Raw genomic sequence first — 16,859 nt, 5'->3', positions numbered from 1 at the left:
TGCGCTCTCATCTGCCTCAATCAGATCGAAAGCTTCTTTAAACGTTCTAAACTTCGGCCTTAGCAAAAACCCAGCGTGGCGTGGCGCCGGAGATTACTCTAGGTTGATCGTTCTTGCGGTATTCAACTCCAGATAACTAGGCCATATAGTCGACTGAATACATGTCTTTTAAGCTGGTGCACTGCTCGCCGCTTTGCTGGAACATGTGGCTTTTGCCCAAAGATAGACATCAAAAGCCCTGCAGATCCTGGCCGGCGCGGGGCAGTCCTGCCTAATCTACTCCCCGTCCCCTATCTGCTGCCCCAGCGTCTGTGCCCATCCAAACAGCAATCGCGCTGCCCCATCGTCGCCTTGCTGTTTTCGCCCATCGGCGGCTTCGGACAACACCTTCGGCAAATCCTCCGGGCTGATCGCACCAGGAGCGACTGTCTGCACACGCAGCAATGCCAAAAGGAGTTCCAAGGCTATCTCGTATTGCCGGATGTCTTCAGGAGCGTTGCCCTTATCGGTCATCCCACGTCCCCTTAGCGCTTTTCGCATCACAATGCCCGTCCTCGTTCTTAACCCATCTCATCTTTTCGCGATACAATCCGGCGAGATTTCACCGGGACTCGTTGCCTTGCCACACCTGGGACACTTGCTTGCGTGAAGAATATCGGCATGGAGCGGCAAACTGTTCTTTCCAGCCTTCCTATAGGCTTGCGCTTTAGGGCCAGCATCACTGATGCAAAATGACCTTTTGTACCCCATGTTTGAAGGGTTGCGACAGAATACTCTGCCCGTGATTTATGGAGGGCCTGATGATGGCCGTGCTAATTCCCATCGCTCCGAAAGACTCACCAGCCAAACCCAACGGCGAGTACAAAGACCCAAATCGGGATTGTGAAGACGCCGAGGCTTCCCAAAAGATGGCTGACGAAGGCGGCGTCCTTCACAAGAAGAACCGCCTTCCTGTTAGGGAAATCCGCGGCGGACAAAGTTCATGTTCGGGTGGAAGTATCTGCCTTTTCTCATGAAGGAGCATAGAATGAAAATTATTCACAAGACATTGCAAAACGAACGCACGACGCTTGCAAATGGAGACGCACAGGTAAGTCCTGCAGGACTGCGTGGGTTGTTCGCAAGAGCATTTCGACGGGCTATTGGCTGGCTCGCTGGCGATCCTGCCGCTGTCAATCCAGACATGGTGCGGTCTCTGGCTTATGTCAGGATCAACAGCCATTACGACGCGCTTGGGCGCAGATGAATTCTGAAGGAATAAAGGGCGGCGGGGGAAGCCCCGCCGCTTTCGGAAGGAACGCAAAATCCATCTCGCCAACAGGTTCTCGAAAGTGCCGCGTGAACAGGCCTGACAGATGACCGCACTGGATCACCAAGCCCAACGTCAAGAATTCTTGCATCACGGCCGGTAACCACAAAAATCGCTAGACGGGGACATTATCAAACGGGTCTGTCTCTTCTAGCAAAGTTTCTAACTGCGGGGGTGGTCGATCACCGCCAGAAATTGCCTGCCGCAACTGCTGCACTGCAAGCTCTTTTTCCCTGGGGATCGCAGCATCTATTTGATTTAGAAGTTCGTTGATCGGATCTTCTAAGTTCATCTTAGTCATGATTTCCTCGATTTCCATAAGAGGTGATGCAGACGTCTTTTAGAAAACGGAAGCGCCTGATCCTGCTAATGATCCAGACAGAAGGGGATTTCCTACGGTCGGTTCTCGATGACCGATCTCGAGTTCAATGGCGCTTCGTCGCTTGAGGAGCTTTTCCACTAGCGGGACATGCCGCGGCGAATGGTATCATGCGAGGAAAGACATCACTTAATACAAGCCTAAAGCCTTTCGGAATTAGCCTACGACATCCCCGGCTGCCTGAAAGTAGTTCCAGCACCCCTCGGGCCTGAACAAGGAACAATGCCTGTCAGCACGTTTACACTTAAACGGTGCCTGAGCTGTTCGTGCTGACATAGGTTAGGGCCTTCCTGATAAATACCTGCTATGAACTGGCCAGCATCCCGGTGTTAGTATCGATCGTTCAGGCAGGGGATGATCCCTCCTTTTTTCCGAGGCGAGAAAGGGAACCGACATATGACTATGTGGTCAACAGGCCGTCGGTATCTATTCGAGGCAATCAGATGTGCTGCCGCGTGGCAGAGCAAATACTCGCCCCGGTCAGGTCGACTGATGCGGCCACGCAACCCATCGATAATACAGACTGCGATGAGGGCGCGGTTGGACGTGGGGGATGCCTTTGGTGCAGATGGAGCCTGGGGAAGGCGCTCGACGCTGGTCCTTTTGTGACACCGCTCAAGAGGGCGCAACCAAATTTCAGCTGCTGTGCCGGAGAATTTCTCAGGTTCTTTTGATCCAGCGAGTGCTGCAGAGAAGAAACGGAGGCCCCACCGTGCCTATAAGGGGCCTCACGGACCATGGCACAGCAACAATCTTCCGCTCCTAGGATAGCTTTTGTCCAGGCGCCCCGCAGGTTGCACGCCTTCGTTCCGGAGCGATGTCTCCGGCCAGGGTATCGCGCCTTTACTCTTTGCAAAGGGAACCATGATGACCACGCGATCCACGACCTCTGTTGTTGAATTCAAGCATCCTTTTGTCGTGCCCGGCTCACCCCGGCAGTTCCCTCCCGGTCGCTATGAGGTTCTCGTTGAAGAAGAGCTGATCGAAGGTCTCAGCTTTGCGGCGTTTAGAGAAACCGGGGCCTATCTGATGATCCATGAAAAAGGGCACAGCACAAGGCCCACAGAGATGCGATCGATCTCGTCGACCTATCTCGACATGGCCCTGAAACGGGACGCTATATTAGACACCACGGTTGAAGGCGCCTTTGTATCTCCCTCTGACAAAACCATTCCGGAGGAAGAAGGGTCAACTCTTCAAGACATGCAGGCACAAGATCTGCCATCGCAGGAAACCGCGACTGTCGGCAACAGGATCAAGCAATGGATCGAGACCGTAACGTCGCCTTTGCCACGGTGACGATCGCCTCAGATCTGCAAAGGCAGCGCCAGTCAGGCGAATGGCCGCTGGCAAGAAAGGTAAACATTCATGTTCCCGTCCCTCGAACCCCCGCAGCTCCTAGTGCTCCGGCTCATGGCCAGGATTGGCCTTGCGGCAGGCCTTGCTGCCTTGCTCGCGCTTCCAGCGTCCGCACAAATGGGGGTTGGTCCAATACCGCCGAATGCTCAGCCCCGCAGTTACGGCGGGGGCTGGGATTGCGACTTGGGCTACGTTCTGGAGGGGGCGGAATGTGCAAAGGTCGAGGTTCCTGAGAACGCCTATGCAACCAGACGCTCCTACGGAACGGGCTGGAACTGCCACCGCGGATTTGAAAAGGTTGATGGAACGTCCTGTTCTGCAATCCTTATACCGGAAAATGCCTTCTTGAAGTCGTCAGGCTACGGCTGGCAATGCGAACGCGGCTACTGGAAAGACGAGGACCTTTGCGTGTCAATTGTTCTGCCGGAGCATGCTTATCTTACGGATAATCGAACCGGATCCGGATGGGCCTGTGAGCGTGGTTTCACAGCAGATTTGGACCGCTGTATTCCCATTGTTGTGCCGGAAAACGGTTACCTGACCAACGTGGATTACGGCGATGCATGGTCCTGCGAGAGAGGATTTATTCAGGTCGGCGACCGATGCGATCCCGTGGTTCTCCCGATCAACGCCTTCCTCGATCCAGGTGCTTACGGACCAGGATGGCGCTGCGATCGTGGGTACGCACCAGATGACCGGGAGCGCGGGTGCGTCGCGATTGAGCTGCCGAGGAATGCACATCTTGATGACTCCGGAAACCGATGGGAGTGTGACCCCAGCTTCCAGCTCTCGGAGGGGGCGTGCATTCTTGGGCGATGACGTGGAAGACTTCCCGTGCATGACTATCCGGCGTACGCAAATGTAACGAGTGGCTGTCTGACCACCAACGGCAGCAATCGGGCCGGCCTTACCCCACTTGACCCTCACCCGAAGAGATTGCCACGAAGCTGCGGCGAGTCAGGGTCTTGGCATCGCAGGGCTGTTCGGTAGCGCAAGCGAAATCGCCCAAGCCCGCTGGAGGCGCAAACGAAGCCAACTCTTCGTGCCACAGCTTCAGGCCTTTGGCGGTCAGCAAGGTGGCCGATCAGCATGACCAGAAACCAATGACACTGCCGGACCATGTCGTCTCACGCCCGATCCGTATCAGTCATTCGAAGCAGCCGTTTTGAACGTGGGCAGCTTGAAAAAGGCTTCGGTACGTTTGCCATCCTCGTCTTTACCGTGGACCTTATAATATTGGTCCTCGGTTTTGACGTTGTCGATCATCAATCTCTTTTCTATCCGACCATCGGCCTACGAGATGCCTGCAGAAGGCCCATGTAATTGCGCGTTCTGATCCCTATATCTGTAGTGACCTTTCAGTATCTTCTGCACGGTCTTATGGAGGGCCCGACAATGGGCACCGACGTCAAGATGCCTGGCGATGGCCAGCATGTGAACCGGGTCACTGAACCCTCTCAGGAAAAGTTGTCCAGCGGAATTGGTGCAAGCCAAAAGCGCGAGGCTGGGCGCCCGGGCCGCGATCCCGACGACCAGGCGCGCCCAGCCGATGGAGATCGGGCGTAACTTTTGGCATCTGCAGAACTGGGAGGATGATGGCGGAGCCATCGTTTTCCCGGTGTCGTTCAGGAATGTTCGCCATGGGCAAGTTGCACGCAGACCTCGTGTGATTTGTATCTGAACTTTCCTAGAAGCGAAGTCAGCGCGTCGGCCTCAGGCCGGTTTCGTCTGCATGCCAGCAAAACTCGGCAGGCCCCGCCGGGGCCGCGCATCGACGCGATCAGGGAGAACCAATCGCAGAGCTGCCGCTTCAAAAAGGCAATGCCACCAGAGGGGATCACGACATGATCGATGCGATGAAACGACTGATCGAAGCGACAGAGTCTGGTACCTGGGACGAGAGTTGGCGATGGCTTTTGGATAATGTCGGCATCATTGACCCCCAGCGGTTCTCGGACGCATATCTCGGATCGCTTGACGCAGCTAAAGCCATTCATGATGCCTTGCTGCCGGGGTGTAGGATCGAGTTGTTCGGTCCTACGGCACAGGGCCTGTACGGGGTGGGCTTGCCCACTCTTGGACAAGATATGGTTTTTGGTCCGAACCCTGCTCGGGCATGGTTGTTGGCTATCCTCCGCGCCAAACTGGCCCAGACGGATCAGGATCCCTTATAAAGAGGTCCATAAGATCCGTACTGCGCCTTCCTTGACTAGCCAAGGAGCTGTCTACGGCACCATCCAAGCGCAGATCGCCTGGGCGGTATCTCCCACAACCGCCCAGGCTTCTTCCCTGGACAGGCCGGCGATGTCAAAGAGCGCGATCATGGCCTCGGCCCTGGTGGCCATGCGTATCCGTCCGGCATGACTGCCGTTGATTTCAGGCTTTCTGCCAATTCCAAGGCAGGAGTTCGTCGATGCGATTGATCTTGTGATCGGCGATGTGGGTCAGCACCCAGATCAGCCATGCCTCGAGGTCGACACCTTGCGGCATTCGCCAGTCGATCCCTCCACGAGCATGGAGAGCTGAGCGGGGCTGAGACTGACTTTCCCTTCCTGGGCGGCAGGCCAGACAAAGCGCCCACGCTCGAGGCGCTTCAGAAAGAGACATCCGCCCTGTGAATCCCACCAAATGATCTTCAAAAGATCACCCCGACGCCTGCGAAATACGAACAGATCACCGGAATAGGGGTCCTCCTCCAGAACCTTCTCGGCCTGCGCCGCCAGCGTGTTGAACCCCCGCCGCATGTCCGTGACGCCGGCCGCCAACCAGATGCGCGTGTTGCTCGGCACCGGGATCATGACAGCAGCCCCTGAACCAGCCCCAGAACCGCCGCTAGGCTGGTTGGGCCTTCCACCAGGATCCGCCGGCCGTCGGAGAGCGTGATATCGACCCGCTGTGCGAGCGGCTGAGTATCCGCCGGTTGGTGTGTTCCGACGACATCATTCATCAAATGCGAGGTCGTGGCCGAAGCCGAGATTTCCACCGGCAGGAAGGTATGGCTATCTTCGACAGCCTCTGGCGACTTGGCGCCGGCGGGTGAAAACCGTGGATCCCGCAGCCAGGTAAAAAGCAGGTTCGAGTTCATCGAATAGCGCCGCGCCACCTGTGCAACGGATACGCCGGACGCCCGTGTCTGCCGGCAGATCGAGCGTTTCTCCTCGTCAGACCAGAACCGCTTCTTCTACCCCTTCGTGCCCGCCAGCGAGTGCCTCAAGATGTCCATTATCAACCATGGACATTATCAAGCGCGGGCTTTCACCGTCAGGGCAGGCACACCGGACGGATACGTAATGTGCTGCGCAGCAGATGGGTTTATTAACCGATCAAAGCCTTTGCTTTCATCCGGACTGCCGCAAGTTCCGCATCAGAAATGCGGCCTTTGGCCTTAGCCCGATGCGCACGCCAATCCAGGGACTTGACCTGGTCCGCCAGCACGGCGCTGCCAAGCGCATCATCGATCGGCACCTCAAACGGATAGCCTTTGCGTTTCGCTGTCAGCGGACAGCACAGCATCAGACCGATCCGGTTATGGGCTGCAGGCGACAGAACAGCAGCGGGGCGGTGCCCAGCTTGTTCATGTCCTGCGCGTGGCGAAAATTCCAGCGAGACGATTTCTCCAGCCTCAGGAACATAATCTGCCATCAGAGAGCTTCGTTACCGACTGGTGCCCCGAAATCGACCTGATCATGAATGTTCTCCGGCGTGATACCGGCAAGCAGATCAGCAAGGTCATACTCTTCGTGGGCAATGGGTTCGATGACAACGCGCCCTTTGTCCTCTCGCACCTCAACGGCCTGATCCAGGCGCAAGCCTGCCGCAGCCATGAAGGATGCGGGAATGCGCACTGAGGCGCTGTTTCCCCATTTCTTGACTACGGCGCGCATCAGGACCCCATGTCTATACATTGTTTATACTGCCTCGCATTGAAACATATAGCAACGGCGTTTCAAATACCGGATGACCAGAAGAGAATGGTGCAGAGATCAGTATACAACAAATTGATATAAAGTAATAATATTCCGTAAATCCGATTATCACCTCAGGAGCTATAGCCGGGGCGCGCGCTATTCTGAAATGCAACTTTCAGACCGCTGGCACCTCATTGCTCCTCATACCATTTGATACTCGGCTGCCATCCTAAAGCGCAAACGTTCCATCCTCACCTGGCCCTTCCCCGTCCAGTGTAACACCATCTTGCTTGACCTCGATCTGGCGCTTGTGGCCCGCCACTGTGATTGTAGCGCTGAAGCCCGGCCAGTGGGGCGGAAGGGCCGGTTCGATCCGCAGCCGATCGCCGCCTTCAGGGACAATTCCCAGGATGCCCTCGACTGCCGCGCGGTATAGCCACCCGGCGCTGCCCGTGTACCAGGTCCAGCCGCCGCGCCCAGCTTTCGCCCCTTCGCCATAAACGTCGGCTGCGACAACATAGGGTTCCACACGATAGCGGTCGACATCGGCCCGGTTCTCAGCGTGAGAAATCGGATTCAGAAGATCAAACAGCCGGTGCGCATCGGCACCCCTGCCCATCCTGCCCAGGGCATAGACCATCCAACTTGCGGCGTGAGTGTATTGGCCGCCATTTTCCCGCACGCCGGGAGGATAAGCTTTGATATAGCCCGGTTCCTTGTCGGTATTCTCGAAAGGAGGCGTGAAGAGCTTCAACGCCTGTGCGTCTTGGTCCAGTAGCCAGGTCAGGGCGGCATCCATCGCGGGCCCGACCCGGTCAGGCCGCCCCGCCTTCGAGATTGCGGCCCAGCTTTGCGCAATGGAGTCGATGCGGCATTCTGCTGAATCCGCCGAACCCAAGGGGCTGCCGTCGTCGAAATAGCCGCGCCGATACCAGGCGCCATCCCAGCCTGCGGCATCCAGTGCCTCGGCCACCGCCGTGCGGTGCGTGCGCCAAACGGCGGCGCGGACATTATCACCTCGCGCCTCGGCCAAAGGGATGAACGCATCGATGGTGGCGCACAGGAACCAGCCAAGCCAGACGCTCTCGCCCCGTCCTTCTTCGCCCACTCGGTTCATGCCGTCGTTCCAGTCACCACCTAGCATGAGTGGAAGCCCGTGCGATCCAGTCCGCGCCACGGCCAGATCCAGTGCGCGGGCGCAATGGTCGTATAGGGGGGCGACTTCGCCTGATTGCTCGGGTGTCAGGAAGTTGTCGTGCTGTCCAGGCTCCAGCAAAGGACCGGTGATGAACGGCACCGGCTCATCCAGAATGGCGCGGTCACCTGTCAGGCGGACATAGCGTTCCGTGATGTGGCCCAACCAGATGACATCGTCCGAAATCATCGTCCGCACCCCTGCGCCACTTGAAGGCAACCACCAGTGCTGCACGTCTCCCTCGGTGAACTGGCGTGCGGCGGCGTTGAGGATCTGGCGGCGGCACAGGTCCGGATCGTGAAGGATCAGCGCCGACGTGTCCTGTAACTGGTCTCGGAACCCGAAGGCGCCGGATGCCTGGTAGAAGGCCGAGCGTGCCCGGATGCGGCACGCTAACGCCTGATATGGCAGCCAGGTGTTGATCATCAGATCCAGCTTCGGGTCGGGCGTCTGGATCTGAAGCGTGTCTAGGAACCCTTCCCATTCCGCTGCCGCGCATTCAAGCGACTGCGCCACCTCCGTCACGCTGGTGACGGCGCCAAGGATACCGGGCAACTCGGCTTCGGGCGCGTCGGCCAAGGCAAAAACCACTTCGGCCGTCTCTCCGGGCGCCACGGCAAGGCGGGTCCGCAGCGCCAGGCAGGGATCGCCTCCGGTATCAGTCGAATTGGCGGGCCAAGATCCGACCAGAGCCTCGGGGCAGCGCACGTTGCCCGCGCCAAGCATCGCCGAACGCGAGGCCAGCCACCCTGTCACTGCGAGGTCGCAAGCGAGGCCCGCGGCCCGGCTTGGAAACTCAATCGACCCTGCATTGCAGGCGATGACGGCATTGGCGCCGGCCTGTGCGCGGATCGCCGAAGCGGTGCGGCCGCGGTCGTTGCCTAACACCAGTTCGGCATAGGCGAGACAATCGAGCTCCAGCTGTTCCTTCCCTCGATTGGTCACACGCAAACGGGTCAGCTTGGCGGGTCCATTGACCGCCAGCGTCTGAACTGCCTCCAGACCGATCCAGTTGCTCCAGGAGCTGAAGCGGCTGTAGCCTAGCCCGTGCCGCGCTTCATGGATTGCGCCCGGATCAGAGCACAGTGCCGAGAAGGGCGACGTGATGCGCCCGGTTCGGCGGCATTTCAGCAGGATTGCCTCGCCCGGGCGGTTCTCGACTGGGTCGTTCGACCATGGAGTGATCTGGTAGTCGCGCGAATTTACGGCCCATGTAAAGCCCACTCCTTCGGCCGAAACATGGAAGCCGAAGCCGTCGCGGGCAATGACATTGATCCAGGGCTGGGGGGTGGATTCGCCATGACGAAGACGAATGACATATTCGCGTCCGTCAGATGAAAAACCGCCGTATCCATTAAAGTGACGCAAGTCCTCTACAGGAAAATCCGGCATATCGCGCGGCGCGGCATGTCCGAATGAAATGGGTCGATCGCGGTTTGTCGGCACGGCCATCGCAGCGGCCTGAACCCGAGCCAGTTGTTCCGCCAGCGTGCCGTTGCGACTGTGCAAGACAACCCGTCCGGCTGCCAACAGAGCCCGCATCTGGCCGGGATCCATCTGGTCCTGCCGCAGGACAAAGACGTGACGCGCGGTGGGATCGAGATGTGTGCGCAGGAATGTGTCGCACAACGCTGTCAGCGCGCTCTGCAAGTCCTGGATATAGCTGGATGCCCGGTCGTTCAGGATCACCAGATCGGCCCGAACGCCATGGTGGCGGAAATAGCCCTGCATGCGCAGCGCGGTTCGGACGATGGGTAGATCAGTTTCGGTATCAATCCGCAGTATCATGATCGGCAAGTCGCCCGAGATACCGAGCCCCCAAAGACTGGACTGCGGACCGATGGCGGTGCGGAGTTCGGCATCCTGCACGGCCATTTGACCATCTGGCCAGATCAGCTGGGCAGCATAGGCGCGAAACATCGCCGCCTCTTCCAGCGAACTGTCCATGTGGCGCAGCTGCACCTGTGAAAGTGTCCAGGCCAGACGACTTTCGTGGTCATATGCGGCGCGATCCGCATAATGGTTCAGCGCAGCGTCAAGGGATGCGTCGTCATCGGCGACAATGGTCCAGAAGGTCAGCGATGCTTCTTTCCCCGGTGCAATGCGGAGCCGACGGCGCAGCGCGAAGATCGGGTCCAGGGTGAAGCCCTGCCCGCCGCCCAGCCGCATGCCTGGCTCCATCGCAGCCGGGTGGGTAATGTCCTGCCCCCTGCCGATAAAGGTGCGACGGTCAGTCTCTGCCCCCAAGGGCGTTCCTCCAACCGCCAGATGCGCAAGATACAGCACGGGTTCGGTCCCACGTCGGTTGCGGCGCGCGGTGACGGCGCTGCCATCGCGTTCGATTGCCGTACGCACAAACATCTTGGAAAATGCCAGATGGGCCAAGTCCGCCTGCGGCCTGTCCAGCACGATCTCTCCATAGCTCGTCACTTCGATCACGCGCGGTCGCTTTGAAAGGTTGCGAAGCGTCAGGCGCATCCCCTCTGCTTGCGCTTCGGACGCTACGATGATCTCAAGATGGCTCTCGATGTCGTGGGCAGTCTTGAAGAATTCCGCCTTGTGGCCAGAAAAGATGGCGCGCGCTATCTCGGAAGGCTCTGCCGTCGGTGCAGACGTTGCGGACCACCAGTCCTGCGTCTGGGCGTCGCGCAAGAACAGGAACAGTCCGTCGCGATCCAAGGTTGGGTCCGGACGCCAACGGGTGACGGCCCGGTCGTCCAACCGCGACCAGCCGGTGCCGGTTCCAGTGACCATTCGGGTGTACCGGCCGTTCGACATAAGCCCGATGGCCCGTGGCGCCTCGGCCGGATTCTCCAGGATCGTCTGCAATGCCGGGGGTAGTTCCGTACCGCCCTCGCGGCTGTGGCCTGGGGCGGGGCGCGTGATGGGCACGATCTCTCGCGGGGCCTTTTCCTGCAGCAGCAACTCAGCCGCCCTGATGACCGGATCGTCGTGGAAGCGGTCGCGGTGAATACCTTCTAGGAGCGCGTTGGCGATCGCCACAATGCTCATGCCCTGGTGGTGGGCCATGACGGTGCGGACGATGGCCATATCGAAGCCTGTGGGCAGGCGGGCAGGGGTGAAGTCGATGGCGTCGAAGAAGCCATACGGCCCTAGGGCGCCGATCCCCTCCAGGCGGTCAAAATTGGCGACCGCCGCGCGCGGACGGATCTGGCTGGCCAGCGCGGTGGCATAGGGGGCGACAACCAGATCCTCTGTCCCCGCCCGCTTCAGCGCAAGCGCCGGATCGCCGAAGGCATAGTATTGGTAGTTCATCTCGCGGTCGCGGGCGTTGAAGGCGCTTTCGGATACGCCCCAGGGCACACCCCGAGCGCGCCCCTGGGCAATCTGGACATCCACCGCCGCCACGCAGGATTGCGAAAGCAGGCTGCCCTGCCGTTCGTGCATCACCAAAGGCGGCATCAGGTATTCGAACATTGATCCCGACCAGGACAACAAGGACCCGTGCGTGCCTAGGGCGGCCACCGGTCGGCCCAGGCGGAACCAGTGCTCGTTCGGGGCATCGCCCTTTGCAATGGCGAACAGGCTTGCCAGCCGCGCCTCGGACGCCATCAGATCATAGCAGCTCTCGTCCAGTTGCTTGGATTCGGCACGATACCCGATAGACAAGAGTTGCCGCTGCGGGTTCATCAGGAAACCAAAGTCCATCCCGAAGGCAAGTGCCCGGGCGCGTTCGGACAAGGAGGCCAGGCGTTCCTCCACCTTTGGAGCATTTCCGGGTGGTCGTATCGCGGCCTCGCAAGCGCGTTGCAGTGCCTCGGCCCACCAGAGGAGGTCGCTGCCGTCGGTTTCGAGTTCCCCCACATAGGCCTCAGCGAACTGACGGATATCGCCTGCGATCACCGTCAGATTAAGGCCCTGCATCACTGCCAAATGTGGCTCGGTCAGTATGTCTGCATAGCTTCTTGAGAAGCCGTCAATGCGTTCCTGCAGGCGGCGGAGCAGGGGCCGCAGGGCGCGGCGGTCATCAGGAATGGTTTCAAGCTGGCGTGCCAGCACGTTCAGCACATCGCCGACCCCTTGCGGATTGGTGGGCACATGGACGATGGCTCCATGCGTCCACCCCCGCAATGCGGAGGCAAGCGTTACCAGATGGCCTGCAAGATTGCCGCTGTCCACTGATGATACATAGCGTGGCTGCAGCACCGAAAGGTCGCGCGTGTCATACCAGTTGAGCAGATGGCCATTGAACTTTTCCATCCGCTCCAGCGTGGACAAAGTAGCCTCGATGCGGTCCAGCGTCTCGGGCAGGCCGATCCAGCCGAAATCGCGTGCCGAGAGTGTCGCCAGAAGATACAGGCCCGCATTGGAGGGCGAAGTCCTTTCGGCTATCTTCGGTTCAGGAGTATCCTGGAAGTTGTCTGGCGGCAGGTGATGAGTGTCGGCACCGACGAACTCCTCAAAGAAGCGCCAGGTGATCCGGGCGGTGCGGCGCAACGCTGCAGCATCTGCTGGAGCGACATTCAGCCGGTCCTGCGTTTCCAATGTGCGGCTTGTCTCCCATGCCAGTAGCGGGGCGATAAGCCAGGCCAGCGCGACCAATGCAGCCAAGGGCAGGTTCGCAGGGTTGATCAGCGCGACCAGGATCAGCACCACGATCGCCGTCACCGGAGCCACGGCCATGCGCCGCAGATAGTCGGTCCGGCTGCCCGCCCCACCCGCCGCAACGTCTGAGTTGCTGCGCCACTCCAGCAGGTGCCGGCGGCTCACGCACATGCGGTGCAGGGTCCGGCCGATCGCGTCCAGCGCCAGCACTGCCTGATGGGGCATGAAGGACAGGCGCAGCAGAACCGCCGACAGATACCCTTTCGCCTCGGCAAGCACCACTCGAAGGTGCCGCTGGGACGAAGCGAAAGGATGGCCCGGCACCAGTCCGGCGTAGAAGCTCATCACTGATCCCATGAACAAGGTCAGGATCAACAGGATCTGCAACCGCAGGGCGACGCCGGGTGTTAGGGCGAGCCATCCCATCACCGAGGCCGCGATCCATGCTGTCGGCACCAGCGAGCGGCGCAGGTTGTCCATCATCTTGAACCGCGCAAGCCTGCCCAACCCGTTGCCGCGCGACAGGATAAACGGCAGAAGCTGCCAGTCCCCTCGAATCCAGCGGTGCTGACGTGCCGCATCCACGTGATAGTGGGTGGGAAAATCCTCGATCACCTGGACGTCGGTCACCAGTGCAGATCGGGCCAGCGCCCCTTCGAGCAAGTCGTGGGACAGGACCGTATTGTCGGGAATACGCCCTTCTGTCGCCTGAGTGAAGGCATCCAGGTCGTACATGCCTTTGCCGGTAAAGCTGCCTTCTTCGAACAGGTCCTGGTAAAGGTCGGACACCGTAAAGACGTAAGGGTCCAGACCTCTGTTGGTCGAGAAGATCCGCTGGAAGACCGACGCTTCGTTGCCGGACGTCAACGATGGCGTGACCCGGGGCTGAAGGATCGCGTGCCCCGACACCACTCGGCCCGTGGCGTCGGATATGGGGCGGTTCACCGGATGGGCCAGCTTCCCTGCCAAGGCCGACACCGAATTGCGCAAAAGACGCGTATCGCTGTCCAGCGTCAGCACAAAGCGCACGTCAGCAGGGGGCAAGGGCCCAGTTTCCATGAACGAAGTGTCGGCGTTCCCACGCAGCAGGGCGTTCAGCTCCATCAGCTTGCCGCGTTTTCGCTCCCACCCCATCCAGATGCCTTCCTGCAAGTTGCGAACACGGTGACGGTGGAGCAGGTAGAAGCGGCGGCCAGTGGCCGCGTAGCGGCTGGCCAGCGCCTCGATCCCGGCGCGTGCGTGAGCCAGCAGCAGGGTGTCGTCAGAACGGGTTTCGGTCGGACTGTCGCCCCAATCCGACAGCAATGCAAAATCGATCGCACCCAATGCGTTGGACAGGTAGTGAAGCTCCAGGGTCCGTAGCACCTCGTCTGTGTCGTCGCGTGAAGTCAGCAGGTAGGGGATCACGACCAGCGTACGGGATGTCTCTGGCACCCCGCTGGCGAAATCATAGGCAGGCAAGCGCCGGGGCGGGAACAGGCGGGCCGCAGTAGCCTGTGCAATGGCAAGCGCGGCCTCGGAGGCAGGGAACAGGGCGAGGACAAACAGCAGCACGGCCACCGAGGCGGGGGCGTCAAGCCCCTGTACCATCAACGCGGCAATCAGCAGGGTCACGACGATCACAGGGCCGGCCAGGGCAGCCCAGCCTGCGCGGCGGCTTCTGCGGCGCAGGCGCTCGGCCAGCGTGGGACGATAGGCGATATGCGCCTCGAGTCCTGGCAAGCCTTCGGCCAACAGCAGCCGCCCCGGGTCCGCACCATCCGCGGCTGTGAGCGCTGCGCGAGCCACCTCCACTTCGGTGAAGTCGGATCGCCGGGCCAGCCGCTCGATCTGTTCGCGGTACGTGTTGCGAGTTGCGCCATCCAGGGCAGCAAACTCTGGTGCGCGGCGCAGTTCCCGATCAACACTCGATACGCTCTCGAACCATTCCAGCCAGTCCGTTTCGTCGATCAGGCGCAGGCTTCTGATGATGTTGCCCATGGTGACATTGCCGCTGGACTGGCGGGCATGCTCGGCCGCCAAAATCGAGTCAGGAGTCTGCCCCGCAGCTGCTAACTGTGCCTCGAGCCAGTCTAGTGCCAGGGCTGTCGTTCCCGAACCATCCCGGAGGCGATAAAGGAGTTGCGCAGCAAAGGTCGCGTCACGGGCCGCTGAAGACTCTGACGCCAAGAACGCCGCTGCTTCCGTGAGGGCGGCTCCCACCAAACAGTCGGCCAGTGCATTGGCTGCCGCACGCTTGCGGTTGCCATCCTCGATCCGGTCGGACAGGCGACGCAGGTTTTCAAGCAGCACGAAGCGCAGCAGAGAAGGGACAGCCCAGACCTCACCGATGGTCAGATCGGTATGGCGCTGCATTCCACCGACGAGCTGGCTCAATTCCTCCAGAGTCACGGCAGAGTTGGTCAGCGCGACATGGGTCCACGCCAATGCCAACACGCGAGGGACGCGCGCTCCGCCTGCCAGTTGAAGAGAAGGCAGGCTGCCGTAGAACTTCGGCTGCAGATCCCGGTGCAGGTGGCGGAAGGTCTCGTCAACAACGTGGTGGTTATCCAGCAGCCATTCAGCGGCAGGGGTTACAGTACCCTTGTTGCGAACCTCGTTAAAAATCGAAAGATAAGTGGCTCGTACAGCCGCGCGGTTATTCGTCAAGCGACCGAGAAATTCAAACATGTGCCATGCAGGCAATGCGGGAGCCGATGACGCCGCCAGAGCGATGCCGGCCTCGGTAGGGCTGCGATCAAGCCAGACCTCGTGGCGGATGAGGGCAGGGAGCAGGGGCCAGTTCCTGGCCGTGATACGCTCTTCCAGGTGATCTATCCTATGCGTTGAGGCGGGTTGGTTTTGGCGTAGGTTCGCCGTCACAGGCTACCGGATCCTTGAGTACCAATGACTTGCGTCTCATCATCGGCACCCTTGCCGTCGCGGGGTGTGATTGGCTCTTGCTGACCTTGCAGGGGATCCGCGGGCGGTTTTCTGGTCCTCGAATATAGGTCGCGCAGTTCGGCTTCGCCCACACCATCGGCCTCCATCACAAGACGGATCATTGGGTCAGCCAGCATTTCCTCCAGGAAGAAATCTGTCAGTGCCTTGCCTGTCAGCTTGTCCTTTGCCACCGCCCGTTCAAATTCCGCAAATGGGACGGTCAGCGTTCGACTGAGACCGGGATGGGAGGTGCGGGGGTGCAGACGCACCAGAACAGACGCCTTCCAGGCATCTGGGCTGACCCCGGCTGAAGGAGGGGAGAATTGGGTTTCCACCTCGTATTCACCAGGAGGCAGGGGCTCATTGAAGCTCGGAAGTTCGAAGGCCCGCAGGAAGATGGCGGTGGTCTTGATTGAACCGGTCAATTCGGCTCCCTCCAAAAGGGTTGCTATGTCAGCCGTTCGGGCACTTGCGCTTACAGTTTCGCCTGAACGTAGGACCAACCAAGTGCTTGCTTCGCAGGGTGAAAGCAGTGGCCGTGATTGGGACTCTCTTCGGAGGCAAGCAAGATCTTAGAGCGGCAGCCAAATGCCACTCGTCTGAATTACGCGGCAGTCGAGAGTTCTGAAGACGAGTCAGCGTGGTAGTAGCGATGTCACAGTCCCGATCCATCGCTTGATCCTGTTGCCGACGGTCGCGCCCTCCTTCGCCTCCAGATCCTGTGCCTGCACATCCTGATCAGGGGAGCCACCTTTATACGGACTGACAGCTTCAGAGGCAGGTGCCGACTCTGCGCTTTCAGCCGGCCCATCCAGGAGGGCATCACGCTTCAGTGCCATGGTGAGATAGGCCGATGAAATGGCGCGCATCTCCGTCGGCCCCGAGCTGTGCCCCTTCCCGTAGATCATCAGATAGGCCCCTGTTTCCCTGTATGCAGCGAAACTGAGACCTTCGAGAAGCTCTTCCTCAACCAAGACCTCATAGCGACCAGGCGGGAACTCCTTGTTGGAGCCGGGCACAACGAAAGCGTGCTTGAATTCAACGGCAGAGGTTGTGGACCGCGTGGACATCTGGATTTCCTGGCAAAGAGCGCTGCGGCAAGACGGAGTCCCTTGAAAAAAGGGCGGAGTTTGACCCCGCCCGAACCGTTGACGCTCGTAACTGGATGCTGCCCTAATCAGGCAAATGGCTCTTTTTCTCTGATGCGCCTTCGTGATCCGG

12 protein-coding genes and 3 pseudogenes are annotated in these 16,859 nt (G+C 59.8%); 4 read left to right on the top strand and 11 right to left on the bottom strand.

Annotated elements, in window-relative coordinates:
- Positions 1-276: 276 nt before the first annotated feature.
- On the bottom strand, positions 277-513 hold the full coding sequence (locus IEX25_RS16590) for a hypothetical protein (RefSeq protein ID WP_103174723.1): 237 nt from the start codon (positions 511-513) through the stop codon (positions 277-279).
- Between the two features lie 514 nt (positions 514-1,027).
- Between IEX25_RS16590 and IEX25_RS16585 the strand changes: the two genes are divergently transcribed.
- A complete protein-coding gene (locus IEX25_RS16585) occupies positions 1,028-1,246 on the top strand; it encodes a hypothetical protein (RefSeq protein ID WP_188716510.1) in 219 nt (72 codons plus the stop codon).
- A gap of 178 nt (positions 1,247-1,424) precedes the next feature.
- On the opposite strand, the gene IEX25_RS16580 is transcribed toward IEX25_RS16585, so the two are convergent.
- Positions 1,425-1,610, bottom strand: a complete 186-nt coding sequence (locus tag IEX25_RS16580) for a hypothetical protein (RefSeq protein ID WP_188716508.1) — start codon at positions 1,608-1,610, stop codon at positions 1,425-1,427.
- A 945-nt stretch (positions 1,611-2,555) separates the two neighbouring features.
- On the opposite strand from IEX25_RS16580, the gene IEX25_RS16575 reads away from it, so the two are divergent.
- Together IEX25_RS16575 and IEX25_RS16570 are read left to right on the top strand one after the other, a co-directional pair.
- Positions 2,556-2,987 (top strand): hypothetical protein, encoded by a 432-nt coding sequence (locus IEX25_RS16575; protein WP_188716506.1) that lies wholly within the window; start codon positions 2,556-2,558, stop codon positions 2,985-2,987.
- Between the two features lie 243 nt (positions 2,988-3,230).
- Positions 3,231-3,866 (top strand): hypothetical protein, encoded by a 636-nt coding sequence (locus tag IEX25_RS16570; protein WP_146038716.1) that lies wholly within the window; start codon positions 3,231-3,233, stop codon positions 3,864-3,866.
- Positions 3,867-4,190: 324 nt separating this feature from the next.
- On the opposite strand, the gene IEX25_RS20355 is transcribed toward IEX25_RS16570, so the two are convergent.
- A complete protein-coding gene (locus IEX25_RS20355; protein ID WP_256388169.1) occupies positions 4,191-4,313 on the bottom strand; it encodes a hypothetical protein in 123 nt (40 codons plus the stop codon).
- A 578-nt stretch (positions 4,314-4,891) separates the two neighbouring features.
- Between IEX25_RS20355 and IEX25_RS16565 the strand changes: the two genes are divergently transcribed.
- The gene (locus tag IEX25_RS16565; RefSeq protein WP_188716504.1) at positions 4,892-5,221 is read left to right on the top strand and encodes a hypothetical protein; all 330 of its coding nucleotides are present in this window, start codon (positions 4,892-4,894) and stop codon (positions 5,219-5,221) included.
- 202 nt (positions 5,222-5,423) lie between these two features.
- On the opposite strand, the pseudogene IEX25_RS16560 reads toward IEX25_RS16565, so the two are convergent.
- The 8 genes and pseudogenes from IEX25_RS16560 to IEX25_RS16525 all read right to left on the bottom strand — a co-directional run.
- Positions 5,424-5,528, bottom strand: a pseudogene (locus tag IEX25_RS16560) (transposase domain-containing protein); the annotation flags it as partial.
- Positions 5,529-5,845 (bottom strand): annotated as a pseudogene (gene tnpB, locus IEX25_RS16555) (IS66 family insertion sequence element accessory protein TnpB); the annotation flags it as partial.
- Positions 5,842-6,216, bottom strand: a pseudogene (gene tnpA / locus IEX25_RS16550) (IS66-like element accessory protein TnpA); the annotation flags it as partial. The pseudogenes tnpB and tnpA, both read right to left, overlap by 4 nt.
- Positions 6,217-6,362: 146 nt before the next feature.
- Positions 6,363-6,689 (bottom strand): endoribonuclease MazF, encoded by a 327-nt coding sequence (mazF, locus tag IEX25_RS16545; protein ID WP_103174720.1) that lies wholly within the window; start codon positions 6,687-6,689, stop codon positions 6,363-6,365.
- On the bottom strand, positions 6,689-6,931 hold the full coding sequence (locus IEX25_RS16540; protein ID WP_188716502.1) for an AbrB/MazE/SpoVT family DNA-binding domain-containing protein: 243 nt from the start codon (positions 6,929-6,931) through the stop codon (positions 6,689-6,691). Before IEX25_RS16540 ends, mazF begins: the two co-directional genes overlap by 1 nt.
- 253 nt (positions 6,932-7,184) lie before the next feature.
- The gene (locus IEX25_RS16535) at positions 7,185-15,386 is read right to left on the bottom strand and encodes a glycoside hydrolase family 94 protein (RefSeq protein ID WP_188716500.1); all 8,202 of its coding nucleotides are present in this window, start codon (positions 15,384-15,386) and stop codon (positions 7,185-7,187) included.
- 188 nt (positions 15,387-15,574) lie between these two features.
- Positions 15,575-16,063, bottom strand: coding sequence for a hypothetical protein (locus tag IEX25_RS16530; RefSeq protein ID WP_188716498.1), 489 nt, complete (start codon positions 16,061-16,063; stop codon positions 15,575-15,577).
- Positions 16,064-16,273: 210 nt separating this feature from the next.
- Positions 16,274-16,708, bottom strand: a complete 435-nt coding sequence (locus IEX25_RS16525) for a hypothetical protein (RefSeq protein ID WP_188716496.1) — start codon at positions 16,706-16,708, stop codon at positions 16,274-16,276.
- Positions 16,709-16,859 lie beyond the last annotated feature (151 nt).

It is taken from the genome of Paracoccus acridae (genome assembly GCF_014642735.1).
In the GTDB taxonomy this organism is placed as follows: domain Bacteria; phylum Pseudomonadota; class Alphaproteobacteria; order Rhodobacterales; family Rhodobacteraceae; genus Paracoccus; species Paracoccus acridae.
Note: the sequence above shows the minus strand (reverse complement) of the source record. Positions and strands in the feature narration are given on the sequence as shown.

Bases quoted from the DNA above. Each gene is read 5' to 3' on its own strand.
- IEX25_RS16590 (WP_103174723.1), bottom strand. From the start codon at position 513: ATGACCGATAAGGGCAACGCTCCTGAAGACATCCGGCAATACGAGATA.
- IEX25_RS16585 (WP_188716510.1), top strand. From the start codon at position 1,028: ATGAAAATTATTCACAAGACATTGCAAAACGAACGCACGACGCTTGCA.
- IEX25_RS16580 (WP_188716508.1), bottom strand. From the start codon at position 1,610: ATGACTAAGATGAACTTAGAAGATCCGATCAACGAACTTCTAAATCAA.
- IEX25_RS16575 (WP_188716506.1), top strand. From the start codon at position 2,556: ATGACCACGCGATCCACGACCTCTGTTGTTGAATTCAAGCATCCTTTT.
- IEX25_RS20355 (WP_256388169.1), bottom strand. From the start codon at position 4,313: ATGATCGACAACGTCAAAACCGAGGACCAATATTATAAGGTCCACGGT.
- IEX25_RS16565 (WP_188716504.1), top strand. From the start codon at position 4,892: ATGATCGATGCGATGAAACGACTGATCGAAGCGACAGAGTCTGGTACC.
- mazF (WP_103174720.1), bottom strand. From the start codon at position 6,689: ATGGCAGATTATGTTCCTGAGGCTGGAGAAATCGTCTCGCTGGAATTT.
- IEX25_RS16540 (WP_188716502.1), bottom strand. From the start codon at position 6,931: ATGCGCGCCGTAGTCAAGAAATGGGGAAACAGCGCCTCAGTGCGCATT.
- IEX25_RS16535 (WP_188716500.1), bottom strand. From the start codon at position 15,386: ATGTTTGAATTTCTCGGTCGCTTGACGAATAACCGCGCGGCTGTACGA.
- IEX25_RS16525 (WP_188716496.1), bottom strand. From the start codon at position 16,708: ATGTCCACGCGGTCCACAACCTCTGCCGTTGAATTCAAGCACGCTTTC.